We start from the raw sequence: 24,495 nt of genomic DNA on the forward strand, positions 1-24,495 counted from the left end.
CCCGAGGGCTCCCTCCGGCATGCCCCGGGCGCGCCCCGGACCCCCGGCCGGAACCGCCGACTGCACTACCAAGAGGGAGAGTTGTGGGACACCTGCTGATGGTCGAGAGCTGGGTCGGATCGATGAGCAGACTGCTGCCACGGGCGATCCGCGAAGCCGGCCACGAATTCACCTTCCTCACCCGCGACCTCCACCACTACCTGCGCTCCGCGCCCGAAGGCACCGCCCACCCCCTGCTCTCCGCCCGCAACGTCGTCCAGGCCGACACCAACGACCCCGCCGCACTGCTCCCGCACGTCGGGCAACTGCACGCCGCCCTGCACTTCGACGGCGTCCTGACCTCCTGCGACTACTACCTCCCGACCGCCGCCCGCATCGCCGCCCGCCTCGGCCTGCCCGGCCCGCCCGTGCGTGCCGTCACCGACGCCTGCCGCAAGGACGCCACCCGCCGCGCCCTCGACCGCGCCGGCCTCCCCGGGCCGCGCTTCGCCGTCTGCCCCGACTGGACCGCCACCGCCGAAGCGGCCCGCGACCTCGGCTACCCCCTCGTCCTCAAGCCCGTCGACCTGTGCGCCGGCATGTACGTGCGCAGGGTCGACGACGAGGCCGGGCTGGCCGCCGCCCACCGCGCCCTCGCGGACTTCCCCGTCAACGCGCGCGGACAGCTCCGCGCCCCCGTCGTCCTCCTCGAAGAGCTGCTCGAAGGGCCCGAAGTCAGCGTCGAGACCGTCTCCTCCGGCGGAACGGCGCACGTCGTCGGCATCACCGACAAGAGCGTCGGCGGCGCCCCGGCCTTCGTCGAGACGGGCCACATGTTCCCCGCCGCCCTGGACCGGGCGCGGGCCGAGGAGGCCGCCGCCACCGCCCTGCGCGCCCTCGACGCCCTCGGCCTCGACGACGTCGTCGCCCACACCGAGATCAAGCTCACCGCCGACGGGCCCCGCGTCATCGAGGTCAACCCCCGCCCCGCGGGCAACCGCATCACCGAACTCGTCCGCCACGTCACCGGCATCGACCTCGCCGCCGCCTGCGTGGACGTCGCCCTCGGGCGCGCACCCGACCTGACCAACCGTACGACGGGCATACGCAGCGCCGCCGTCTCCTTCCTCGTCCCGGAGACCGCCGGCACGCTGCAGCACATCGACGGGGCGGACGGCGTCGCCGGTGCCCCCGGCGTCCTCGAAGCCTCCTTCGCCGAGCCCGGCACCGCCGTCAAGGCGAGCGGCAGCAACAACGACTACCTCGGGCACGTCATGGCCGCCGACCCCGGCGGCCACGGAGCGCGCCGCCGCGCCGAGGACCTCCTCGCCGGCCTCACCCCGAAGGTGGTGGCGCCGTGAACGCCCTCGCCCCCGCCCCCGTCCCCGCCGTCTCTTGTCCCGACCTCGAACAGCGCGTCCTGGCAGGCGCGTACGGGCCCGACCCCCGCACCCTGCGCATCAGCGTCGCCTTCACCACCGCCCAGGCCGTACGCCACGAAGGCCGCAGCGGCGGCTACCGCAACGAGGTGCTCAGCCTGCGCGTCGGAGCCGCCGTCGGCTCCTGCGCCGTCGAACCCGGCGCCCTTCCCGCCGGCGCCGTCGAGGAGTGCGCCGGCACCGACGTCGCCACGCTCCTCGACCACCCCCTGCGCGCTGTACGGGTGGCCGCCCTCGACGCCTACCTGATGCACACCACCCCGCACACCCCCGCCAACGGCGCCCGGCCCTGGGCCCTGCCCGCGGGCGACTCGCTGCGCAAGTCCCGCGCCCGGGCCCGCGCCGTCGTCAGCCTGCTGGACGCCCGCCCCGGGCAGCGCGTCCTCGTCGTCGGCGTCGTCAACTCCCTGCTGGAGGCGCTGCGCGAGCGCGGCCTGGCCTACGTGCCCTGCGACCTCAAGGGAGGCGTCACCGAGTGGGGCGAACCCGTGCGCACCGACGCGCACGCGGAACTCGGGGACTGCGACGCCCTGCTCGTCTCCGGAATGACCCTCGGCAACGGCACCTTCGAGCCCCTGCGCGAACACGCCCGGCGCCACGGCAAGCAGCTCGTGGCCTTCGCGCAGACCGGCAGCGCGATCCTGCCGCGGCTGATCGGCGCCGGAGTGAGCGCGGTGTGCGCCGAGCCGTACCCGTTCTTCTGGCTCGACGGCGGCCCCGGCGTCGTCCACCGCTACGGCGGGCCGGGCGCGCTCGACGCTTCCGGGGGCGCCGTCTCTCTCGACGCGTCCGAGGGCCTGGGTTCCCGCCACGCTTCGGGCGGGCCGGGCGTCCTGCGTGCTTCCGGCGGCCTCGGCGCGCTCGACGCTTCCGTCGGCTCCGGCGCCCGCGAGACTTCCGGCGGCGCCGGCTCCCTCGCCGCCTCCGGAGGCCCGGGCCGCCTCCGCCCCTCCTCGGGTACAGGCTCTCTCCACCCCTCCGGAGGCCCGCGGTGAGCTCCCTCCTGCAGGCCGCGCCCCGCGCCAACCGCGGGCTCCTCGCCCTCCTCGGCCGCACCCCGCTCGCCCGCATCGACGCCGGACTGCCCGGCCCGCACCCCGGGTTCTGGGCCAAGCTCGAAGGGCTCGGCGCCGGCGGCATGAAGGCCCGCGCCGCCGTCTCCATGCTCAGGGGCGCCGAGGAACGCGGCGAGCTCCTGCCCGGCGCGCCCGTCGTCGAATCCACCTCCGGCACCCTCGGCATCGGCCTCGCCTTCGCGGGCCAGGCCCTCGGCCACCCCGTCGTCCTCGTCGGCGACGCCGAACTGGAACCGTCCATGCGGCGGCTCCTGCGCGCCCACGGCGCCCGGCTCGACATCGTCGACCGCCCGGCCGCCGAGGGCGGCTGGCAGGCCGCGCGCCTCGCCCGCCTGCGGCAGCTCCTCGCCGCGCACCCCGGCGCGTACTGGCCCGACCAGTACAACAACCCCGACAACGTCGCCGGTTACGCCTCCCTCGCCGCGGAACTGGCCTCCGGCCTGGACCACCTGGACATCCTCGTGTGCAGCGTCGGTACGGGCGGGCACAGCGCCGGCATCGCCGGGCCCCTGCGCCGGCACTTCCCCGGGCTGCGCGTCGTCGGCGTCGACGCGACCGGCTCGACGATCTTCGGCCAGCCGGCCCGGCCCCGCCTGATGCGCGGCCTCGGCAGCAGCATCCACCCGCGCAACGTCGCCTACGACGCCTTCGACGAGGTCCACTGGGTCGGCCCCGCCGAGGCCGCGGACGCCTGCCGGAGACTGGCGCGCGAGGCGTTCGTCAGCGGCGGCTGGTCCACGGGCGCGGCCGCCCTCGTCGCGGCCTGGGCCGCCCGCGTCCACCCCGGTGCCGTCGTCGCCACCGTCTTCCCGGACGGCCCCCACCGCTACCTCGGCACGCTCTACGACGACGACTTCACCGCCGCACACGGCCTGGACCTCGACGCGGCCGCCCGCCGCCCCCTGGAGATCCCGCACCCGCGAGCCGCGGAGGCGACGGGCTGGGCGCGGTGCACGACGGTGGTGGACCCGGTGCGGGACGCGGGCGGGGCAGGGGCGGCGCCCTGCGGGTGGCTCGGTGCCACCGAGGCGGCTCGCGCCGCCGGCGCGCCCGTGGCGGGCCCGGCCGACGGTGGGACGACGCCTGCGGCCGGTGGGGCCGACGCTGACGCGGCCGGCCCCGGGAACGCGGCAGCCCGAGGCGTCGCGGCAGCGTCCTCGACGGGCTCTGCCGTCGCCGGTTCGCCCGCCGCCCGAGGCGGCGGTGGCGTCGGCGGACACGCCGGCGCCCGGCCCGGCCGCGACAGCGTGTCCACCGGCGCCGGGGGAGCCCTCGCACCGGCCGCTGCTCCAGCCGCCGCACCGGCCGCCCCCGCGGCCCGTCATGACCTCCCCGGCGGCCGCTCGGCGCGCAACCGGGCGGCGGACGGACGTCCTCACTGCCGTACGACCGGAGGCGCCCCGTGAAGACCACCCTGCGCACCGCCCGGCTCCGTCTCGCCGAGCCCCTGCGGATCTCCCGGGGCGTCATGGACGCCCGTGACGCCGTCTGGCTGACCGTCGAGCACGGAGGAGTCCGCGGCTTCGGCGAGGCCGTGGCCAGTGCCTACTACGGGCTGGACGCCGGTGCCATCCGGCGGCTGATGTGCCACGCGGCGGTCGGGCTCGGCAGGTTCGCGACGCCGGAGAGCGCGCTGGAAGCCGTACGAGAAGAAACGCTTCTGCCGCGTGACACCCCACCCGCCGTGGCCGCCGCCGTCGAAGCCGCCCTGCTCGACCTCGCGGGCAAGCGCGCCGGCCTGCCCGTGCACCGCCTCCTGAGGAACGGCAGCACGGCCGCGCCCGCCGCCGACACCGCCCGCACGATCGGCATCACCTCGCCCGTCCGGGCCGCCCTGACGGCCCGCTGCCTCGCCGACGCCGGGTTCACCGTCCTCAAGATCAAGGGCGGGTCGCCCGACCCCGCCGACGACCTCGAGCGCGTACGGGCCGTCCGGCAGGCCGCCCCGCACGCCCGGCTGCTCCTGGACCCCAACGGGGCCTGGACCGTCGCCCGCGCCCGGAAACTGCTGCCGCGCTTCGCCGAGCTCGGCGTAGAGGCCGTCGAACAGCCCACCCTTCCCGGCGACCCCGAAGGTCTCGCCAAGCTCGCCGAGACGTCTGCGCTGCCCGTCATCGCCGACGAGGACGCGGTGAGCCTCGACGACGCCCGCCGCCTCGCGGGCCGTGTCCACGGCGTCAACGTCAAGCTCGCCAAGTGCGGTGGCGTCCACGCCGCCCTGCGGATCGCCGACGCCCTGGCCGGCAGCGGCACGGAGCTCATGCTGGGCTGCCTGACCGCCAGTTCGCTCGGCATCGCGCCCGCCGTGCACCTCGCCGACCGGGCCCGCTGGACCGACCTCGACGGCCACCTGCTGCTCGCCCACGACCCGTGGACCGGCATCGGCGGCCGCGACGGGACCGTCCGGGCCCCGGACGCCCCCGGCCTGGGCGTCCGTGCCGCCGGGCGACACCCGCAACAGATGCAACAGACGAAACAGGCGCAACGCGCGCAAGGAGACCCCGCACCGTGAAGACCTGGCACGAAATACGCGGCTTCCCGCTCGCGATCCGCCTCCTCCTCCTCAACCAGCTCGGCGTCAACACCGGCTTCTACCTGCTGATCCCCTACCTCGCCACCCACCTCGGCCAGGACCTCGGCATGTCGGCCGCCGTCATCGGCATCGTCCTCGGCGTCCGCAACCTCAGCCAGCAGGGCCTCTTCCTCATCGGCGGCTCGGCCGCCGACCGGCTCGGGGCGCGCGGCGTGATCATCGCCGGGTGCGCGCTGCGCACGGCGGGCTTCGCCCTGTTCGCCCTCGGCGACGGCCTCGCCGTGCTGCTCGCCGCGTCCGTCCTCAGCGGCCTCGCGGGCGCGCTCTTCAACCCCGCCGTGCGGACGTACCTCGCCCAGGAGGCGGGGGAGCGGAAGGCGGAGGCCTTCGCCCTGTTCAACGTCTTCGCGACCACCGGCGCGCTCATCGGACCGCTGCTCGGCAGCGCGCTCCTCCTCGTCGGCTTCCGGGCCTCCGCGCTCACCGCCGCCGGGATCTTCGCCGTGCTCACCGTCGCCCAGGCGCTCGTCCTGCCCGCCCGGCCGGCCGCGCCCAGCGGCGGCGGGGTGCTCGCCGACTGGCGCGAAGTCCTCGCCAACCGGGCTTTCCTGGCGTTCTCCCTCGCCATGGTCGGCATGTTCACCATGGAGAACCAGCTCTACCTCCTCCTGCCCGACGGAGCCCGCCGCGCCACCGGCTGGGACGGCGCCGCGGGGCTCGTCTTCCTCGCCGGGACCCTCGCCAACCTGGGCCTGCAACTGCGCATCACACGCGCCCTGAAGGGCCGCGGCAGTCGCGGGAAGTGGGTCGCGGCCGGACTCGCCCTGATGGGCCTCGCCTTCCTGCCCCCGATGGCGGTGGCGGGCACCGAAGGGAACGTGCTCGGGCTGCTGCCCGTCCTCGGCGGAGCCCTGCTGCTCCACCTCGGCGTCATGGTCGCCCAGCCGTTCGTCATGGAGATGATCCCCGGCTTCGGGCGGCCCGGGCTGACCGGCACGTACTTCGGCATCTTCTACGCCGTCTCCGGTATCGCCGCCGCCCTCGGCAACGCGCTCGTCGGCTGGGCCATGGACACCGGGGGGCGCGACGGAACCCAGTGGCTGCCCTGGGCGTGCTGCCTGGCGCTCGGACTCGCCTCCGCGGCCGGGGTGGCGTGGCTGCACCGGCTGCGGGCACTGCCGGCGGCGACGGCTCCGGCGACGGCCTGAAGGAGCGAGGAACAAGGATGGACACCCGAAACCTGCTGACCGACCACCCCGAACTCTACGAAGCCCGCTTCCCCGACCCCGAACGCCTCGCCGCCCGCTGGGCCGAGGCCGCCCTCGCCGCCCACGGCGCCGGGCCGCGCGTCCTCGACCTCGGCTGCGGTACGGGGCGGGACGCGGCGTGGCTCCACGGGGCCGGGCGCGAGGTCACCGGCGCCGATCTGTCCGAAGCCATGCTCTCCCACGCCCGGGCCCGGCACCCCGGCCCCGCGTACCTCCGCGCCGACCTGCGCGGATTCGACCTCGGCGACGGTGTCTTCGACGCGGTCGTCTGCCTGGACAGCGCGCTCCTGTACTGCCACAGCAACGAGGAGCTCGACGGCCTCCTCGGCTCCTGCCGGCGGGCGCTGCGGCCGGGAGGTCTGCTCGTCGCCGAGATGCGCAACGGGGCGTTCTTCCTGGGCCGCACGGAGCTGCTGGACGCGCCCTCGTCCGGGGAGTTCGCCTGGCAGGGGCGGACGTACGCGCACGTGACGACGCTGAGCGTCGACCGCGCGGCGCAGCTGCTGCGGCGCCGCCGCGTCTGGACGGCGGACGGCTCCGCGCCGTTCGAACAGCGCTCGGCATGGCGCCTGCTGTTCCCCCAGGAACTCCGTTACGCCCTGGCCGCGCACGGCTTCGACACCCTCTCCCTCCACGACGGCCCGGGCCCCCGCACGGAGCCTCCCTGGCGCGAGGGTGACCCGCCGTCGCCCAGTGCCGACGGCGACCGCCTGCACGTGATCGCCCGCCGGCGGTAGCGCCTGGCCGGCTACGGGCCGGGGCCGGGTGTCGGCGTCGGCACCCACCCCCCCAATACCACCCCCAACCAGGAGGAACCTCCATGCACACCCCCCACCCCGGTCTCCGCCGGCGCGGGTTTCTCGCTGCTACTGCCGCTACCGCCGTCGGCATCGGCCTCAACGGGTGCGCCCCAAGCGCCGGTACCGGCACTGGATCCGGCTCCGCCGCCCGCAAGGGCGGCCGGTTGCGGGCCGTGTTCGCCGGGGGCGGGGCGGCCGAGACGCTTGATCCGCATCTGGGGAACCTCTTCGCCGACGCGGCCCGGGCCAAGGCCCTGTTCGACAAGCTCGCCGACTACGGGCCCGACCTGACCGCCAGACCCCGCCTGGCCGAGCGGTGGGAGGCGAATGCCGGGCTCGACCGGTGGTCGGTCACGCTGCGGGAGGCCGTGTTCCACGACGGCAGGCCCGTCACCGCCGAGGACGTCCTCTTCAGCTACCGCCGGATCGCCGATCCGAAGAAGGCCTTCCGGGCCAGGGCGTCCCTGGAACCGATCGACCTGGAGGCCAGCCGGGCCACGGGACCCCGTACCGTCGAGTTCCGCCTGAAGCGGCCGACGGCCGAATTCCCCAACGTGCTGGCCGCGTTCGGCGCGTACATCGTGCCGAAGGGCGCCGAGCGCTTCGACGAGCCCGTGGGGTCGGGCCCCTTCCGCCACGTGTCGTTCGCGCCGGGGCGATCCGCCCGGTTCCGCCGCAACGACGCCTACTGGGACGGCGCCCCGCACCTGGACGAGCTGGAGTTCGTCGTCGCGAACGAGGAGTCGGCGCGCGTCAACGCCCTGCTGGGCGGCCAGGTCGACTACGCGCACGAGCTCACCCCCACCACGGCCCGCGCCCACGAGGGCAAGGGCCGCATCGACATCGTGCGGCTGCGCAACAGCGCGATGCAGGGCTTCGTGATGAAGACCGACCGGCCCCCGTTCGACGACCCGCGCGTACGGGAGGCGTTCTTCCTCATCGCCGACCGCGACGAGCTCGTCAAGGGCGCCCTGTCCGGCGCGGGCGAGACCGGCAACGACCTCTTCGGCAAGGGCTGCGCCCACTACGCGGCGGGCCTGCCGCAGCGCCGCCAGGACCTCGACCGGGCCCGGCGCCTGCTGAAGGAGGCCGGGGCCGAGGACCTGAAGGTCACGCTGGACACCTCCCCGGTCGCCGCGGGCTTCACGGAGGCCGCCGGCATCTTCCGCGACCAGGCCGCGAAGGCGGGCGTCACCGTCGAGGTGCGCGTCGGCAACAAGGACAGCTACTGGAAGGACATCCTCGACCACGGCACCTTCGCCAGCTACCGCTCCGGCGCCATGCCCATCGAGTCGCACATCTCCCAGCGGCTGCTGAGCGACTCCACCACCAACGCCACCCACTGGCGCCGCAAGGACTTCGACGAGCTCTACCGCCGCCTGCAGTCGACCAAGGACGCGCAGGAGCGGGCGGGGCTCTACGAGCGGATGCAGCGCGTCCTGCACAGCGAGGGCGGATTCCTCGTGTGGGGCTTCGCCGACTGGATCGTCGGCACGTCCCGCCGCGTGCGCGGCGTGGCCCGCGACGCCCCGGCCAACACCCTGGACTGGGCCCGCTTCGACAAGGTGTGGCTGGCGTGAGCCGCTGGCTCGTCCGCCGGATCCTGCTCGGCGCCGCCCAGACCGCCGCGGTCGTCCTGCTCGTCTTCGCGCTCACGGAGGCCCTGCCGGGCGACGCGGCCGTGGCCCTGGCGGGCGATGATCCGGACCCGGCCCGCATCGCCGCGATCCGCGAGGCCCTCCACCTGGACCGGCCCGCGCACGAGCGGCTGGGGGAGTGGGCCGCGGGCCTGTTCCACGGCGACCTGGGGATGTCGCTCGCCTCGGGCCGCCCGGTGGCGGCGGCGCTCGCCGAGGGGTTCGGTCCGACCCTGCTCCTGGCCGCGCTCACCCTCGCCCTCCTGGTCCCGGCGGGCGTCGGCCTCGGCGTGCTGGCGGCCCGCCGCGAGGGCGGCCCCGTCGACCGGGTGGTCTCCTCGGTGACGCTCGCCGTGTACGCGGTGCCCGAGTTCGCCCTCGGGGTGCTGCTGGTGACCGTCCTGGCCCTGCGCCTGGGCTGGCTGCCCCCGACCGCGGTCGGCTACGGCACCGACCTGCTCGCCCACCCGGAGGCGCTCGTCCTGCCCGTCCTGGTGCTGCTGTCCCGTCCTGTGTGCTCGATCAGCCGGCTGGTGCGGGCCGGCATGGTCGAGGCGCTGGCCTCCCCGTACGCGGCGCAGGCCCGCCGCTACGGCCTGTCCGGCGCCCGCGTCCGCTACGCGCACGCCCTGCCCAACGCGGTCGCCCCCGCCGCCCAGCAGCTCGCCCGCACCGTCGACTGGCTGCTGTGCGGGGTGATCGTTGTCGAGGCCCTGTTCGTGATCCCCGGCCTCGGCACCGTCCTGATGGACGCGGTGGCCGCCCGCGACGTCCCCGTGGTGCAGGGCCTGGCCGTGGTCTTCGGTCTGGTCGCCGTCGTCCTCAACCTGGCCGCGGACCTGGTCGCCCACCGCTTCGCGCCGCGCGCGGGAGCGGCGGCATGAGCGGCGGGCCCGCGAAGGGCGAGCAGATGCGGGCAGGGCGCTTCGCGCTCGGCGCGGCCGTCGCCGGGCTGCCGCTGCTCCTCGCCCTGCTCGGCCCGTGGTGGGCGGGGGAGCCGGGCCCGCGCGGCACGTCGTTCACGCTCGGCGAAGGGCACTGGCTCGGCACGGACTTCGCCGGCCGGGACGTGTGGCGCCAGGTCCTCCTCGGCGGCCGCTCGGCGGTCCTGGTGACCCTCGCCGCCACCGCCCTGGCCTACGCCGTGGCCGTGCCCCTCGGCCTGGCCGCGGCGCTCACCCGGCGGGCGTGGCTGGAGGACGTGCTGCTGCGCCCCCTGGACGTCCTGCTGGCCGTGCCCTCCCTCCTCCTCGTCCTGCTGGTGGCCTCGGTCCGCCCGCCGGGCCCCGCCGGGCTCGCGCTGCTGGCGGCCCTCGTCAACATCCCCGACGCGGCGCGGATCGTCCGGGCGCGCGCCGCCGAGGTGGCGTCCCGGCCCGCGGTGGAGGCCCTGCGCATGCAGGGCGAGTCGTGGTGGCGGATCGCGGCCGGGTACGTGGGGCGCTCGACGGCCGGGACCCTCGCCGCCGACGCGGGCGTCCGGCTGACCGGTGTGCTCTACCTCGTGGCCACGGCGGCCTTCCTCGGCGTGGGCGCCGGGCCGGACGCCCCCGACTGGGCCGTGATGGTGGACCGCAACCGCACCGGGCTGTTCGTCCAGCCGTGGGCCGTCGTCGTGCCCGCCGTGCTGGTCGTGGCCCTGTCCGTCGGCACGAACCTGCTGTTCGACGCGGTGCGCAGGACACCCGCGCGCAAGGAAGGAAGGCGACTGTGAACGGTCCGGATGCTCCGGAGACGCCGGCGGGTCCGGAGGACGCCGTGGCCGGGGTCCGCGGGCTGCGCGTGGTGGTGCCCGGCGGGCGGGCGATCGTCGACGGCGTGAGCCTGACGGCCCGGCCCGGGCGCGTCACCGCCCTCGTCGGCGCGTCCGGCAGCGGGAAGACGACGACGGGCCTCGCGCTGCTGGGCGAGTACCCGCCGGGCGCGCGCGTCACGGGCGAGGTGCGCGGGGCGCAGGGGCTCACCGGGTACGTGCCGCAGCACCCCGCGTCCGTCCTCAACCCCGCCCGGCGGGTGAGCGCCCTGCTGTACGACATCGCCCGCCGCCAGGTCCGCGGACTGCCCCGCGGGGCACGGCGCGAGGCGGCCCGCGCGCGGGTCCGGGACGCCCTGCGGGACGCGCAACTGCCCGATGCGGACGAGGTGCTCGCCCGCTACCCGCACCAGCTGTCGGGCGGGCAGCAGCAGCGCGTCGTCCTCGCCCAGGCACTGCTGCTCGGCGCGCGTGTCGTGGTGGCCGACGAGCCGACGACCGGCCAGGACCCCCGTACGAAGGAGCGCGTGGCCGCGCAGCTCGCGGCGGTGGCCCGCCGGGGCATCGCCGTGGTCCTCCTCAGCCACGACCTGGACGTGGTACGCGCCCTGGCGGACGAGGTCCTGGTGATGCGCGACGGAAAGGTGGTGGACCAGGGCACGCCGGAGGAGATCTGGGCCGGGGCGCGGCGGCACGCGTGGACGCGGGAACTGCTGCAAGGGGACGAGGAGGAAGTTCCGGCAGTGGCCGGCGCCGGGGCGCCGGACCGGCCCCCCGTCCTCGAAGCCCGCTCCCTGACCGCCCGCCACCCCGGTGCTCCCGGCGCTCCCGGCGTCCTGCGCGACGTCTCCTTCTCGGTGCACGCCGGCGAGTGCGTCGCGGTCGTCGGGCCGTCCGGCAGCGGCAAGACCACGCTCGGCCGCTGCCTGGCCGGACTGCACCCCGCCCACGACGGCGTCGTCACCCTCGACGGGGCTCCGCTGCCGCGCAGCCTCAGGCGCCGCGGCAGGGCGGAGCTGGCAGCCGTGCAGTACGTGTTCCAGGACGCGCGGGCCGCCTTCGACGAGCACCGGGCCGTGCTCGGCCAGGTCGCCCGTACGGCGGTGCGGCTGCGCGGCCTCGGCCGGGCCGCGGCCGAGGAGGAGGCCCGGGCGCTGCTCGCGCGCATGGGGCTCGGCGCGGACCACGCGGGGCGGCGGCCCGGCGAGCTCTCCGGCGGCGAGCTCCAGCGGGCGGCCCTGGCCCGGGCCCTGCTGGCCCGGCCCCGGGTCCTGATCTGCGACGAGGTCACGTCCGGGCTGGACGCGGTCACCCGGCGGGGGATCCTGGACCTGCTGACCGCGCTGGCGGGCGAGCCGGACGGGCCGGGGCTGGTGCTCATCACCCACGACACCGCGACGGCCGCCGTCGCGGGGCGGACCGTCGTGGTGGAGGCGGGACGGGTGCGCGAGCGGGCCGTCCGGCCTCCGAGCTCCTGAGGACCGGCGCGGGTCAGGGGGCGAGGCAGTGGACGAGCGGGACCTCGGCCGGGATCCCGGGGGAGGACGGGTCGACGAGGCTCGTGAGGTCGTCGGCGGCGCAGCTGACCGTGGCCACAGGGTCGGGCGCGGCTGTGGCGGTGGTCGTGCTCACCCCGAGGAGGCAGGCGGCTCCGAGGACTACGGCGGCGATGCGGCGCATGAAAGGCCTTTCGACGGGCTGGAGTTGACACTGGGCACACCCTGCCCAGCGGTGCGTCGCGGCATGTGCGCTGTCACCCGTCCGTGAGGGGCCGAATCGATACCCCGCCACCGTGTTCGGGGCGCGGCGGCGGGGCACCGGGCCGGGACGGACCGGGCAAATAGAATCGCGCACATGCACGACCCCTACGTCCGCGTCCGCGGTGCCCGCGAGCACAACCTCAAAGCCGTCGACGTGGACGTCCCGCGCGACGCCCTCGTAGTCTTCGCGGGCGTCTCCGGCTCCGGGAAGTCCTCCCTCGCCTTCGGCACCGTCTACGCCGAGGCCCAGCGCCGCTACTTCGAGTCCGTCGCCCCGTACGCCCGCAGGCTGATCCACCAGGTCGGTGCGCCCAGGGTCGAGGAGATCACCGGGCTGCCGCCCGCCGTCGCGCTGGAGCAGCGCCGCTCCGCCCCCACCTCCCGCTCGTCCGTCGGCACGGTCACCACGCTGTCGAACTCCCTGCGCATGCTGTTCTCCCGCGCCGGCGACTACCCCGAAGGCGCCGGGCGGCTCGACTCCGACGCCTTCTCGCCCAACACGGCAGCGGGCGCCTGCCCGGAGTGCCACGGCCTGGGGCGGGTGCACCGGGTCACCGAGGAGTCGCTCGTCCCCGACCCGGCCCTGTCGATCCGGGAGGGGGCGATCGCCGCCTGGCCGGGCGCCTGGCAGGGCAAGAACCTGCGGGACATCCTCGACGCGCTCGGCTACGACGTCGACCGGCCCTGGGGCGAGCTCCCGCAGGAGGACCGGGACTGGATCCTGTTCACCGACGAGCAGCCCGTCGTCACCGTCCACCCCGTCCGGGACGCCGAACGCATCCAGCGCCCCTATCAGGGCACCTACATGAGCGCCCGCCGCTACGTCCTGCACACCGTCGCCGACTCCAAGAGCGCCGCGCTGCGCGCCCGCGCCGAGCGGCACCTGGTCAGCGCCGCCTGCCCCGTCTGCGCGGGCAGGCGGCTGCGCCCGGAGGCGCTGGCCGTCACCTTCGCCGGGCAGGACATCGCCGCGCTCGCCGCGCTGCCGCTGTCCGACCTCGCCGCGACGCTCCGCCCCGCCCGCGCCGGCGACGGCGTCGCCGCGACCCTCGCGCAGGACCTCGTCGCCCGCATCGAGGTCCTCACCGAACTCGGCCTCGGCTACCTCGCCATGGACCGGCCCACCCCCACCCTGTCCGCCGGCGAGCTGCAGCGGCTGCGGCTCGCCACCCAGCTGCGCTCGGGCCTCTTCGGCGTGGTGTACGTGCTGGACGAGCCCTCCGCCGGCCTGCACCCCGCCGACAGCGCCGCCCTGCTGACCGTCCTCGACCGGCTCAAGGCCGCGGGCAACTCGCTGTTCGTCGTCGAGCACCACATGGACGTGGTGCGCCGCGCCGACTGGATCGTGGAAGTCGGCCCGGGGGCCGGGGAGCACGGCGGGGAGATCCTCTACAGCGGCCCGGTGGCGGGCCTGTCCGGCGTGGCCGGATCCGCGACCCGCCGCTTCGTGTTCGCGGAGGGGACCCCCGCGCCCCGCACGCCCCGCGAGCCCTCCGGCGCGCTGCGGCTGCGCGGCGTCACCCGGCACAACCTGAGCGGGCTCGACGCCGAGTTCCCGCTCGGCGTGTTCACCGCCGTCACGGGAGTCTCCGGCTCCGGCAAGTCCACACTGGTCGGGCAGGTCCTCGCCGACACCGTCGCCGCCCGGCTGGAAGGACGGCCCCTCGAAGGCCACGGCAGCGCGTTCACCGCCGAAGGCCTGGCCGCCGTCGACCGCCTCGTGCGCGTCGACCAGAAGCCCATCGGCCGCACCCCGCGCTCCAACCTCGCCACGTACACGGGCCTCTTCGACGCCGTGCGCAAGGTCTTCGCCGCGACGGACGGCGCCCGCGAACGCGGCTACACCGCGGGCCGGTTCTCCTTCAACGTCCCCGCCGGACGCTGCGAGACCTGCCAGGGCGAGGGCTTCGTCGCCGTCGAACTGCTCTTCCTGCCCGGCTCGTACGCCCCGTGCACCGCCTGCGGGGGAGCGCGCTACAACCCCGAGACGCTGGAGATCACCTACCGGGGCGCGCACATCGCCGAGGTCCTCGGCATGACCGTCGACGCCGCCGCGGACTTCCTCGCCGACGTGCCCGCCGCCCGGCGCGGCCTGCGCACGCTCCAGGACGTCGGCCTGGGCTACCTGCGCCTCGGACAGCCCGCCACCGAGCTCTCCGGCGGCGAGGCCCAGCGCATCAAGCTCGCCACCGAACTCCAGCGCACCCACCGCGGCCACACCCTCTACGTCCTGGACGAGCCGACCACCGGCCTGCACCCCGCCGACACCGAACTCCTCATGCGCCAGCTGCACGGCCTCGTCGACGCCGGCAACACGGTCGTCGTGGTCGAGCACGACATGACGGTCGCCGCGGGCGCGGACCACGTCCTCGACCTCGGGCCCGGCGGCGGCGCCGCGGGCGGGCGCGTGGTGGCGGCCGGGACGCCACGGGAAGTGGCCGGGGCCGCAGGAAGCGTGACGGCACGCTATCTGGCGGAGGCCTTGGCCGGGGGGCACGGGCCGGCCTCCGGGCCGCGGAGATGATCCCGCGCGGGCGACCGCGTCCGGACCCGCATCCCGCGGGACGCCGCCGATCCCCGCGGCGCCTCAAGCGGAGGCCTGACCGGAAGCGCAGGCCGGCCTCCGTGCCGTGCGGAGAGCAGCCTGCGTCTCCGGCGGAGTGACCGCGGCAGGCCTACGCCCCGCATCCTGCGGACCGCCGCCGATCCCCGCGGCGCCTCAAACCGAGGCCCCGGGCCGGGCGTAGGACCCGACGCGCTCTGGACGCACCGCCCCCCTCCCCGGCTACGCTCGGAGCATGACCCACGCCCTGGTCATCGGCGGCGGCATCGCCGGGCCCGTCACCGCGATGGCGCTGCGGCGCGCCGGCATCGAAGCGACCGTCCACGAAGCCCATCCGACCGGCGCGGACCACCTCGGGGCGTTCCTCGTCCTCTTCGCCAACGGCCTCGCGGCGCTGCGCGCCGTCGGCGCCGACGGGCCCGTGCTCGACTGCTCCTTCCCCGCCGACACCGTCGAGTTCCTCGGCCCCACGGGGGACCGGCTCGGCGCCCGGCCCCTCACCGGCGCCGGGGACGACGGCCTGAGCCCGCGCACCCTGCAGCGTGCCGCGCTCTACCGGGCGCTGCGCGACGAAGCCGTGTGCCGCGGCGTGCGCGTCGTGTACGGCAAGCGTCTCGTGGACGCCATCACCGGCCCCGACGGCGTCGTCGCGTACTTCGCCGACGGGACCCGCGCCGAGGGCGACGTCCTCATCGGCGCCGACGGCATCCACTCCCGCACCCGCACCCTCCTCGACCCCGCGGCGCCCCCGCCCCGCCACACCGGCCAGCTCACGATCTGCGGCCGCACGCAGGACGCCGGGCACGCCGTCCCCGCCCGCACCTACCGGATGGTCTACGGACAGCGCGCCTTCTTCGGCTGCACCAGCGCACCGGACGGCACCACGTACTGGTTCGCCAACATCCCCGCGCCCGAGCAGGCGCGGCCCGCGCTGGCCGCGATCACCCCCGCCGGGTGGCGGCAGCGCGTCCTGGACGCCTTCGCCGGCGACCGCACCCCCGTGACCGGCCTCGTCGCCGCCACCGGCGACGCCGTCGTCGGCGTGAACGCCTATGACATCCCCACCCTCCCCGTCTGGCACGGCGACCGCGCCGTCCTCGTCGGCGACGCCGTCCACGCCACCGCGCCCAACGCCGCCCAGGGCGCCTCGATGGCCATCGAGGACAGCGTCACCCTCGCCCGCTGCCTGCGCGACCTGCCCGGCCCGCGGCAGGCCTTCGCCGCGTACGAGCGGCTGCGGCGCGAGCGGGTGGAGCGCGTGGTGGCCCTCAGCGCCGGCATGGCGAGCCGCATCGCCGGCCCGCCCGAGCAGCCGCGGACTCCGGCGGACGCCGGCGGCGCCGACGACTGGCTGACGTCCTACCGCGTCGACTGGGACGCGCCCGTCGGCTGACGCCGCCGTCCGCCGGAGAACGACCGGGGTGGGGGCCGCACCGCCGCCGGGGCACGCCGTACCGGCCGATCGCCGCGTCGCGGCGGAAGGAAGGCCCGCGGTGGCGTCGGCACCGCCGGACTCCGCCGTCGTGGTCGATCGCCGCTGCGGCGGAAGAACGGTGCCGGCCCGCGCCCGGCTTGCCGCCTCCCCCCGCTGCGGCAGACTGGAGCCATGCCGGAGTTGCCGGAGGTCGAGGCTCTCGTCGGGTTTCTTGCCGGGCGTCTCGTGGGGCGTACGGTCGAGCGCGTGCTGCCCGTGGCCGTGAGTGTGCTCAAGACCTACGATCCGCCGCTCACCGCCCTGGAGGGGCGGGAGGTCAGCGGCGTGCGCCGGTACGGCAAGTTCCTCGGCCTCGCCACCGGTGACGGCCCGCACCTTGTCCTGCACCTGGCCCGCGCCGGCTGGCTGCGCTGGCAGGAGAGCCTGCCGGAGGCGCCGCCCCGCCCCGGCAAGGGCCCGCTGGCGCTGCGCGTACGGCTGACGGGCGGCGGGGGCTTCGACGTCACCGAGGCGGGCACCCAGAAGCGGCTGGCCGCCTACTGCGTGCGGGACGTCTCCGAGGTGCCCGGCGTCGCCCGGCTCGGCCCCGACCCCCTCGCCCCGGACTTCACCCTCGACGCCTTCGCCGGACTGCTGCGCGACGAGCGCCGGCAGCTCAAGGGCGTCCTGCGCGACCAGAGCGTCGTCGCGGGGATCGGCAACGCCTACTCGGACGAGATCCTGCACGCGGCGCGCATGTCCCCGTTCAAGCTCGCGGCGAGCCTGACGGAGGACGAGACCGCCGCCCTGTACGGGGCCTTGCGCACGGTGCTGCACGAGGCCGTCGAGCGGGCGCGCGGCCACGCCGCGGACGAGCTGAAGGCGGAGAAGAAGAGCGGCCTGCGCGTGCACGGCCGCACCGGGCAGCCGTGCCCCGTGTGCGGCGACACCGTCCGCGAGGTGTCCTTCAGCGACTCCTCGCTGCAGTACTGCCCCACCTGCCAGACGGGCGGCAAGCCGCTGGCCGACCGCAGGCTGTCCCGCCTGCTGAAGTGAGGCGGGCGCTTCAGTCCCGCGGGATTCCCCTGGCGTCGGCGTGGGCGAGCTCCGAGTGCTTGTAGGAGTAGGCGAAGTAGACCACCAGCCCGATCGCGAACCACACCGCGAACCGCAGCCACGTCTGCCACGCCAGGTAGGTGATCAGCCAGATCGACGCGGCGACCCCGATCCCGGGCACCACGGGCACCCAGGGGCAGCGGAACGAGCGCGGCAGCTCCGGCTGCTTGTAGCGGAGCACGATCACGGCCGCGCACACGACCGCGAAGGCCAGCAGGATGCCGATGTTCGTCAGCTCCGCGGCCTCGCCGATGGGCATCAGGCCCGCGATGGCCGCCGACACCACGCCCACGATCCAGGTCACGCGCGTCGGCACGTGCCGGGTCGGGTGCGTCTTGGAGAACCACTTCGGCAGCAGCCCGTCGCGGCTCATCGCGAACCACACCCGGGTCACGCCGAGCATGAAGGTGAACATGACGGTGAGGATGCCGATGATCGCGCCGACCGCGATGACGTCCGCGAGGCCTTCGAGCCCGACGGACTTGAAGGCGGTGGAGAAGCCGCTGGCCTTGTCGATGTCCTCGTAGTGCTGCATGCCGGTGAGGACCAGGCAGGCCAGCACGTACAGCACCATCGAGATCGCCAGCGAGTACAGGATCGCCTTCGGCATGTGCCGCTGGGCGTCCTTGGACTCCTCGGCCGCCGTGGACATCGCGTCGTAGCCGAAGACGGCGAAGAAGACCGTGGCCGCGCCGGTGAAGGCCCCGCTGACCCCGAACGGGAAGAAGGGCGTGTAGTTGCTGCTCTTGACGTGGAAGAAGCCCACGACGACCACCAGCAGCACGACCAGGATCTTCAGGCCGACGACCACGGTCTCGAACCGGGCCGCGTTCTTGATGCCCATGGTCAGCAGCCAGGCGATCAGCAGGCACAGCACCGCGGCGAACAGGTCCACCCGGTGCCCCTCGCCCGTCCCGGGCGCGCCCAGCATCCAGGCGGGCAGCTCGGCGTTCATCTCCCCGAGCAGGAAGTTGATGTAGCCGGAGATGCCGATGGCGACCACCGCGACGATCGCCGTGTACTCCAGCAGCAGGTCCCAGCCGATGAACCAGCCGCCGATCTCGCCGAGCACCGCGTATCCGTAGGTGTAGGCGGAGCCGGCCCGCGGGATCAGGCCCGCGAACTCGGCGTACGAGAAGGCCGCGGCCGCGCTCGCCACGCCCGCGATGAGGAAGGAGACGAGCACGGCCGGCCCGGCGACGCCGTTGGCGATGGTGCCCGCGAGGCTGAAGATGCCCGCGCCGATGATGCCGCCGACGCCGATCGCCGTGAGCTGCCACAGCCCCAGGGTCCTGGTCAGGTGTTCGCCGTGCGCCTCCGTCTCCTCCGCCTCCTCGATCGTCTCGATCGGTTTGCGGCGCAGCACGCCGTGTCCCCTCCGGAGCCCGGCCATGTCGTGTCCTCTCGTCGGCGCTGACGGCGGATCATCGCCGACATCATGGCCCGGCGGGGACGGCGACGGAAGGCGCCGCCCCGCGCCGGCGGGTGGGGTTCAGCCGATGGCGGGCGCCACAGCCCGGGCCTCGGTGCCCCAGCCCGAGGGGGACGAGCCGACCGTGAAGTCCAGCTTCCCGCCCCCGGTGATCTGCCGCGACGTCAGGTACGTGCGCCCGTAGTGGTCGCCGTCGAGGCGCACCGACTGCACGTAGCGCTCCCGGTCGGAGGTCCCCGGGGCGGTCACGGTGAACCGCTCCCCGCCGAGGTTCAGGTCCACCCGGTCGAACACCGGGGTGCTGAGCCCCCACACGTCCGCGCCCGGCTGGACGGGGAAGACGCCGATGGCGGAGAGCACCATCCAGGCCGACATCGTGCCCAGGTCGTCGTTGCCGGTCATCCCCGTCGGCGCGTCCGTGAAGAGGGTGAGCGCGGCGTGCACCACGTCCGTCGTCTTCCAGGGCTGGCCGGTGGACAGGTACGTGTACGGGGCGATGAGGTCGGGCTCGTTCTGCGGGTTGTACTTGTCGGCGTTGTAGTAGTCGTACGGGCCGTGGACCCACACCTCGCGGGCCGTGCGCGCGGGGTCCTTCAGCAGCCGGTCGTAGGCGAAGAAGGAGTCGAGCCGGGAGTTCGCCGCCGCCTTGCCGCCGATCAGGCCGATCATCCCCGGCAGGTCCTGCGGCACCAGCCACTGGTACTGCCACGCGGTGCCCTCGTGGAAGCAGACGCTCTTCGCCGGGTCGGCCGGTCCCATGAAGGCGCCGTCGGCGCCCCGGGCCCGGAAGAAGCCCGTGGCGGGGTCGTGGACGTTGCGGTAGTTCCGGGAGCGGGCCGCGTAGCGGTCGGCGTCCGCGTGGTGGCCCAGGGAGCGGGCCATCTTCGCGAGCATCCCGTCGGCCAGCGCGTACTCCAGCGTCGCCGAGCCGCCCTGGTGGACGTCGGAGTCGCCGGGCTTCTCCTTGGGCTTGCCGGGCACGCAGGGCACGTAACCGTCGCGGATGTAGCGGTCGTTGCCGTCCCGGCCCACGTACGGGGAGTCCTTGGGCGGCACCCCGTCGGCGTTCCTCTTCAGCACCCGGTAGGCCTCCTCCTCGTGGCCCCTGAGCAGCCCGTGCTGATAGGCGTTGGTGAGGAAGGGGGTGACCGGGTCACCGGTCATGATGTTCGTCTCGACCGTGCCGTAGCCCCACTTGGGCAGCCAGCCGCCGTCCGCCTCGACCTGCAGCACCGACAGCGCCATGTCCCGCGACTCGTCCGGCGCCAGCAGCGCGAGCAGCTGCGCCTGGGTGCGGTAGGTGTCCCACAGGGACCAGTTCTGGTAGTAGGTGAAGCCGCGGGCGCGGTGGATCCTGCCGTCCCAGCCGGTGTAGCGGCCGTCGGCGTCGCTGCCGATGGTGGGGGCGAGGAAGGCGCGGTAGAGCGAGGAGTAGAAGGTGCGGCGCAGCGCCGCCGCGCCGCCCTGGACGCGAATGTCGTCCAGGCGCCGCTCCCACGCCTCGCGGGCGGCCCGGGCCGCGCGGTCGAAGCCGTCGTCCTCCGCGCGCAGGTTGCCGGCGGCGCCGGCGGCGTCGACGTAGCTGATGGCGGTGGTGGCCTCCACCGTGCGGTCGCGGGTGGTGTCGAAGCGCACCCAGGCGCCGTTGCGGCCGGCGGAGGTGGAGCTGCGGGTGCCTTCGGTGACCTTGTCGCCGTTCCAGGTGCCGAAGGCGGTGAAGGGCCGGTCGAAGCGGGTGATCGTGTACACCGTGTACGGGCGCGTGTCCTGGCAGAAGCCGCGGCCGGTGACGGCCGAGCGGACGGTGCGGGAGTCGAGGACCTCGACGGTGGTGGAGACCGTGCGGTGCAGCGACTGGCCGGTGTTGAGCAGCACGTTGGCCTTGCCGGTGGCCGGGAAGGTGTAGCGCTGGTGGCCGGTGCGGCGGCCCGCGGTCAGCTCGGCGGTGATGCCGCCGTAGGAGGACATCCCGACCCGGTAGTAGCCGGGGCGGGCGGTCTCGTCGCGGTGGCTGAAGGCGGCGGCGTAGCGGGCGTTGTCGGTGCGGGTGACGTCACCCGTGGTGGGCAGCACGGGCAGGTCGCCGCCGAGGCGGCAGCCCACCCCCGACAGGTGCACGGTGCTGAAGCCGCGGATGTGGTCGTGCTTGTAGTCGTAGCCCGTGCTGTGGCCGGTGTCGGGGGAGAGCTGCACCATGCCGAACGGCACGGCCGCTCCGGGGAAGGTGTTGCCCTCGTTCTGGGAGCCGATGAAGGTGTTGACCAGGCCGGTCAGGCCGTCGGCCGCGGCGGCCGGCCGCGGGGTGGTGAGCGAGACCCCGCCCAGTACCGCCGCGAGTGCGAGTGCGGCCGCGCAGGTGCGCGAGCGCAGGTGTCCGGTCCATCTCATCGTCCACGCCCCTCGGGTGACGCCACGTAGGATGCCGACATCGTTGTCAGCGCCGAGGGTAGCGAGTGCATGACGTGCTGTCATGGTGCCCCGCGCGCCAGATGTGGCGACCCCCACCCCCGGCGGCACCCAGGCCGCCCCGGCACCGTGGCCCCCTTGTCATGCCCCGTGTACGGTGGGCGGCGCCTCAGCCGACCGAACGGAACCGCCCCGCCCATGCGCCTGACCGGGCTCGCATCCGTAGGACCGTTCTTCGCCCTGCGGACCGAAGAGGCGCCCGAGGCGCTCGGAGGAGCCCGCGGGGAGTACCTGCCGCTGGGCGAGGAGGTCGTGCGCGCCCGCGTGGAGACCGTCGCCGGGCGTCTGGGGACGGAGGACCGGCGCGTGGCCGCGTCCGTCGCCTACCAGGGCGTCGCCGGGCGGCTGCTGTCCGTCGCCCTGGGCTCGGCCGTGCTCGACGGCGAGGTCCCCGACCTCGGCCGGCTGCGCTGGCACCCGGCCCGCACCGCGCCGGACGACCTGTGGCTGCCCGGCCCGACCGCCCTGCCGGGCACCGCCGGGGACCCGGCTGCGGCGATCCGCGAGCACGTCCTGCGCGGCCCGCTCCAGGACCTGCACGCCCTCACCCGCACGGTCGTCCCGGTCTCCGGGCGCCTGCTGTGGGGCAACGCGGCGTCATCGCTCGCGGGCTCCCTGCGCGTGCTGCACGCCTGGTGCCGCGACCGGGGCCGCCCGCAGGACGCGGCCCGCGCCCTGGACCTGGCCCGCGCCGTGCTCGCCGACCCGCTCCTGTACGGCACCGGCACCCTCGTCCCGGGCCCCGCGCCGCGCTCCGCGCCGTCCTTCGTGCGCAGCACCTGCTGTCTGTACTACCGGGTGCTGCCCGGCGGGATGTGCGGTGACTGCGTGCTGCGGCACGCGCCGCCGCGGGTGCGCTGAGGCGAGGGCGCGGGCGGCCACTCGCGCGTCGAGAGCACGCCGAGGACGTACGCCTTGGCCACCAGCGCCGTGCGGTTGGGCACGCGCCAGCGGCGCGTGAGCCGGGTCAGGTGGTAGTTGACGCCGTCCACGGTCAGCCCGACCGCCTTGCCGATGGCGGCGGTCGTCGCCCCCGCGGCGGCCAGCGCCAGGATGTGCCCCTCCACCACGCTCACCTCGGCGGCCGGCTCCGCCGGACGCGGAATGGTGTCTCCCGCCCGCACCCGGAGCACCGCCAGCAGCATCGGGCTCGGCGGGAAGCCGTCCCCGACCGGGTCCACGAGCAGCTCCCCCTCCCGTTCGACGCCCCCCGCGCCCGCCAGCCAGCGCACCTCGATCGGGTGACGGGGCCGGCGGCCGAGCCGCAGGGCCTCGATGTGCCGGTCGAGCCGGCCCGGCAGCCGCGGCCGGAACATCTCGTGCAGGTTCCGGCCGCGCAGGCGGACCGGCGACGTGCCCCACTCGGCGGCCATGGCCGGGTTCGCGACCGTGACCTCGCCGTCCGGCCGGCAGACCGCGATCGGCGTCGGGATGCGGTCGAGGAGCAGCAGGAAATGATTGCGCCAACTGATGTATTCGTCGCTCACCACGGTGTTCCCGGCCCCTCGCTCGTCCCGTGCCCGTCCAAGGGCCTGTCCAGTGCTTGCCCGGCGGGCCGCGCCCGGGAGCGTCACGCCACGAACCACTGCACAATCGTGCAGTTCTGTATACGACCGGAATAAGCGACTTGCAGATGTGTCCGGTTCCCGGCCCCGGCCGCTTGTTTGGGCCTCGGCCGGGCCGGTTACGCGGAGGAGTGCCGCGTTCCGCACCCCGCGTTCCGCACCCCGCACCTCCTGCCCCCGCCCCCTCGCCCGTCCTTCCCGGCACACCGGACCACAGGAGCCGTCAGTGAGCAGCAGCCGCGCCCGGATCGTCGTCGTCGGAGCCGGATTCGCCGGCTATCAGGCCGCCCGCGAGCTGTCCCGCACGGCGCGCGGCGCCGCCGAGATCGTGCTCGTCAACCCCCACGACTACTTCCTCTACCTGCCCCTCCTCCCCGAGGTCGCGGCCGGCGTCCTCGAGCCGCGCCGTGTCTCGGTGTCGCTGACCGGGACCCTGCCGCGGGTCCGGCTCGTCCTCGGCCAGGTCGACACGGTCGACCTCGGCGGCCGGCGCATCGGGTACGCCGACCCCGAGGGCAACCGCGGCACCCTGGCCTACGACCGGCTGCTGCTGACCGTGGGCAGCGTCAACAAGCTGCTGCCCGTGCCCGGCGTCGCCGAGCGCGCCCACGGCTTCCGCGGCCTGCCCGAGGCCCTCTACCTGCGCGACCACGTCGTGCGCCAGACCGAGCTGGCCGCCGCCGCGGCCGATGCGGAGGAGCGGACCGCCCGGCTGACCTTCGTGGTCGTCGGAGCGGGGTACACCGGCACCGAAGTGGCCGCCCACGGCGTGCTGTTCACCGACTCGCTGGTGCGCCGCAACAGCGCCCTGCGCGAGGCCGGCGCCCGCCCCCGCTGGGTGCTCCTGGACCTCGCCCCGCGGGTCCTGCCCGAGCTGGACCGGCGCCTGTCGCGCACCGCGGACCGGGTGCTGCGCCGCCGCGGCGTCGAGGTCCGTACGGGCACGTCCGTCAAGGAGGCCACCCGGGACGGAGCGCACCTGGACGACGGGGAGTTCATTCCGACGCGCTCCCTCGTCTGGTGCGTGGGGGTGCGCCCGGACCCGCTGGTCGCCGGGCTCGGCCTGCCCACCGAGCGGGGGCGGCTGTGCGTGGACGAGTACCTGGCCGTCCCCGGGCATCCGGAGGTCTTCGCCTGCGGCGACGCCGCGGCCGTGCCCGACCTCACCCGGCCCGGCGAGTACACCCCGATGACCGCCCAGCACGCCCAGCGCCAGGGCCGGACCGCCGGCCGCAACATCGCCGCCTCCTTCGGGCGCGGCGAGCGCCGCCCCTACCGCCACCGCGACCTGGGCTTCACGGTCGACCTCGGCGGCGTCCAGGCCGCGGCCGACCCGCTGCACATCCCGCTCTCCGGGCCCCTGGCCAGTGCCGTCACCCGCGGCTACCACCTGGCGGCCATGCCCGGCAACCGCATCCGCGTCGCCGCCGACTGGCTCCTCGACGCGCTCCTGCCGCGCCAGGGCGTCCAGCTCGGACTCGTCCGCTCCGGGTCCGTCCCGCTCGACACGGAGACGCCGGAGGTGGCCCGCACGCCGTACGACGGGCCGTGACCCCGGCGGCCGCCCCTGACCGCCTTTCCCCCCGTCCACGGTGCTGCCCCGGGGCCGACCGGAGACCACGGGCCGGGCGGTACGCCTCGGGCGCCGGCCCGGCACAGGCCTCGACCCGGCACAGGCCTCGACCCGGTACAGG

17 protein-coding genes and 2 pseudogenes are annotated in these 24,495 nt (G+C 75.4%); 15 read left to right on the plus strand and 4 right to left on the minus strand.

Going from position 1 to position 24,495, the window contains the following annotated elements:
• Positions 1 to 83: 83 nt before the first annotated feature.
• The 10 genes and pseudogenes from NQU55_RS07305 to NQU55_RS07350 all read left to right on the plus strand — a co-directional run bounded on the left by NQU55_RS07305 (position 84) and on the right by NQU55_RS07350 (position 11,963).
• Positions 84 to 1,340, plus strand: a complete 1,257-nt coding sequence (locus NQU55_RS07305; protein WP_256790077.1) for an ATP-grasp domain-containing protein — start codon at positions 84 to 86, stop codon at positions 1,338 to 1,340.
• Positions 1,337 to 2,161, plus strand: a pseudogene (locus NQU55_RS07310) (Rossmann-like domain-containing protein); the annotation flags it as partial. The gene NQU55_RS07305 and the pseudogene NQU55_RS07310, both read left to right, overlap by 4 nt.
• A 248-nt stretch (positions 2,162 to 2,409) precedes the next feature.
• A pseudogene (locus NQU55_RS07315) lies at positions 2,410 to 3,471 on the plus strand (PLP-dependent cysteine synthase family protein); the annotation flags it as partial.
• Positions 3,472 to 3,896: 425 nt separating this feature from the next.
• Positions 3,897 to 5,006: an enolase C-terminal domain-like protein gene (locus NQU55_RS07320; RefSeq protein WP_168094405.1), complete on the plus strand. Its 1,110-nt coding sequence runs from the start codon at positions 3,897 to 3,899 to the stop codon at positions 5,004 to 5,006.
• A complete protein-coding gene (locus NQU55_RS07325; RefSeq protein WP_168094404.1) occupies positions 5,003 to 6,235 on the plus strand; it encodes an MFS transporter in 1,233 nt (410 codons plus the stop codon). The genes NQU55_RS07320 and NQU55_RS07325 overlap by 4 nt, the downstream gene beginning before the upstream one ends.
• 17 nt (positions 6,236 to 6,252) lie before the next feature.
• On the plus strand, positions 6,253 to 7,032 hold the full coding sequence (locus tag NQU55_RS07330) for a class I SAM-dependent methyltransferase (RefSeq protein WP_168094403.1): 780 nt from the start codon (positions 6,253 to 6,255) through the stop codon (positions 7,030 to 7,032).
• A gap of 83 nt (positions 7,033 to 7,115) precedes the next feature.
• Positions 7,116 to 8,675 carry an ABC transporter substrate-binding protein gene (locus tag NQU55_RS07335; RefSeq protein WP_168094402.1) on the plus strand — a complete coding sequence of 520 codons (1,560 nt, stop codon included), beginning with the start codon at positions 7,116 to 7,118 and terminating at the stop codon, positions 8,673 to 8,675.
• On the plus strand, positions 8,672 to 9,616 hold the full coding sequence (locus NQU55_RS07340; protein ID WP_372504647.1) for an ABC transporter permease: 945 nt from the start codon (positions 8,672 to 8,674) through the stop codon (positions 9,614 to 9,616). Before NQU55_RS07335 ends, NQU55_RS07340 begins: the two co-directional genes overlap by 4 nt.
• Positions 9,613 to 10,446, plus strand: a complete 834-nt coding sequence (locus tag NQU55_RS07345) for an ABC transporter permease subunit (RefSeq protein WP_308402206.1) — start codon at positions 9,613 to 9,615, stop codon at positions 10,444 to 10,446. The genes NQU55_RS07340 and NQU55_RS07345 overlap by 4 nt, the downstream gene beginning before the upstream one ends.
• Complete coding sequence (locus tag NQU55_RS07350) at positions 10,443 to 11,963, plus strand: ABC transporter ATP-binding protein (RefSeq protein ID WP_256790079.1); 1,521 nt, start codon at positions 10,443 to 10,445, stop codon at positions 11,961 to 11,963. Before NQU55_RS07345 ends, NQU55_RS07350 begins: the two co-directional genes overlap by 4 nt.
• Before the next feature lie 13 nt (positions 11,964 to 11,976).
• On the opposite strand, the gene NQU55_RS07355 is transcribed toward NQU55_RS07350, so the two are convergent.
• A complete protein-coding gene (locus NQU55_RS07355; protein WP_168093180.1) occupies positions 11,977 to 12,165 on the minus strand; it encodes a hypothetical protein in 189 nt (62 codons plus the stop codon).
• Between the two features lie 174 nt (positions 12,166 to 12,339).
• Between NQU55_RS07355 and NQU55_RS07360 the strand changes: the two genes are divergently transcribed.
• The 3 genes from NQU55_RS07360 (at position 12,340) to NQU55_RS07370 (ending at position 17,278) form a co-directional block, all read left to right on the plus strand.
• Positions 12,340 to 14,769 (plus strand): excinuclease ABC subunit UvrA, encoded by a 2,430-nt coding sequence (locus NQU55_RS07360; RefSeq protein WP_168093179.1) that lies wholly within the window; start codon positions 12,340 to 12,342, stop codon positions 14,767 to 14,769.
• A gap of 274 nt (positions 14,770 to 15,043) precedes the next feature.
• The gene (locus NQU55_RS07365; RefSeq protein WP_168093178.1) at positions 15,044 to 16,201 is read left to right on the plus strand and encodes an FAD-dependent monooxygenase; all 1,158 of its coding nucleotides are present in this window, start codon (positions 15,044 to 15,046) and stop codon (positions 16,199 to 16,201) included.
• Positions 16,202 to 16,414: 213 nt separating this feature from the next.
• Complete coding sequence (locus tag NQU55_RS07370; protein ID WP_168093177.1) at positions 16,415 to 17,278, plus strand: Fpg/Nei family DNA glycosylase; 864 nt, start codon at positions 16,415 to 16,417, stop codon at positions 17,276 to 17,278.
• Between the two features lie 10 nt (positions 17,279 to 17,288).
• On the opposite strand, the gene NQU55_RS07375 is transcribed toward NQU55_RS07370, so the two are convergent.
• Positions 17,289 to 18,731, minus strand: a complete 1,443-nt coding sequence (locus NQU55_RS07375; RefSeq protein WP_168093176.1) for an amino acid permease — start codon at positions 18,729 to 18,731, stop codon at positions 17,289 to 17,291.
• A 99-nt stretch (positions 18,732 to 18,830) separates the two neighbouring features.
• A complete protein-coding gene (locus tag NQU55_RS07380) occupies positions 18,831 to 21,158 on the minus strand; it encodes a GH92 family glycosyl hydrolase (protein WP_168093175.1) in 2,328 nt (775 codons plus the stop codon).
• A 216-nt stretch (positions 21,159 to 21,374) separates the two neighbouring features.
• On the opposite strand from NQU55_RS07380, the gene NQU55_RS36425 reads away from it, so the two are divergent.
• A complete protein-coding gene (locus NQU55_RS36425) occupies positions 21,375 to 22,097 on the plus strand; it encodes a (2Fe-2S)-binding protein (RefSeq protein ID WP_168093174.1) in 723 nt (240 codons plus the stop codon).
• On the opposite strand, the gene NQU55_RS07390 is transcribed toward NQU55_RS36425, so the two are convergent.
• Positions 22,028 to 23,008 (minus strand): PAS domain-containing protein, encoded by a 981-nt coding sequence (locus NQU55_RS07390; protein ID WP_505017569.1) that lies wholly within the window; start codon positions 23,006 to 23,008, stop codon positions 22,028 to 22,030. The two genes, NQU55_RS36425 and NQU55_RS07390, sit on opposite strands and share 70 nt — an antisense overlap.
• Positions 23,009 to 23,027: 19 nt before the next feature.
• On the opposite strand from NQU55_RS07390, the gene NQU55_RS07395 reads away from it, so the two are divergent.
• Complete coding sequence (locus NQU55_RS07395) at positions 23,028 to 24,353, plus strand: NAD(P)/FAD-dependent oxidoreductase (RefSeq protein WP_256790087.1); 1,326 nt, start codon at positions 23,028 to 23,030, stop codon at positions 24,351 to 24,353.
• Positions 24,354 to 24,495 lie beyond the last annotated feature (142 nt).

It is taken from the genome of Streptomyces telluris (assembly GCF_024519335.1).
GTDB classification, from domain to species: Bacteria; Actinomycetota; Actinomycetes; order Streptomycetales; family Streptomycetaceae; genus Streptomyces; species Streptomyces telluris.

Coding starts and splice junctions, on each gene's coding strand:
- NQU55_RS07330 (WP_168094403.1), top strand. CDS start 6,253: ATGGACACCCGAAACCTGCTGACCGACCACCCCGAACTCTACGAAGCC.
- NQU55_RS07335 (WP_168094402.1), top strand. CDS start 7,116: ATGCACACCCCCCACCCCGGTCTCCGCCGGCGCGGGTTTCTCGCTGCT.
- NQU55_RS07345 (WP_308402206.1), top strand. CDS start 9,613: ATGAGCGGCGGGCCCGCGAAGGGCGAGCAGATGCGGGCAGGGCGCTTC.
- NQU55_RS07355 (WP_168093180.1), bottom strand. CDS start 12,165: ATGCGCCGCATCGCCGCCGTAGTCCTCGGAGCCGCCTGCCTCCTCGGG.
- NQU55_RS07360 (WP_168093179.1), top strand. CDS start 12,340: ATGCACGACCCCTACGTCCGCGTCCGCGGTGCCCGCGAGCACAACCTC.
- NQU55_RS07365 (WP_168093178.1), top strand. CDS start 15,044: ATGACCCACGCCCTGGTCATCGGCGGCGGCATCGCCGGGCCCGTCACC.
- NQU55_RS07370 (WP_168093177.1), top strand. CDS start 16,415: ATGCCGGAGTTGCCGGAGGTCGAGGCTCTCGTCGGGTTTCTTGCCGGG.
- NQU55_RS07375 (WP_168093176.1), bottom strand. CDS start 18,731: ATGGCCGGGCTCCGGAGGGGACACGGCGTGCTGCGCCGCAAACCGATC.
- NQU55_RS07380 (WP_168093175.1), bottom strand. CDS start 21,158: ATGAGATGGACCGGACACCTGCGCTCGCGCACCTGCGCGGCCGCACTC.
- NQU55_RS36425 (WP_168093174.1), top strand. CDS start 21,375: ATGCGCCTGACCGGGCTCGCATCCGTAGGACCGTTCTTCGCCCTGCGG.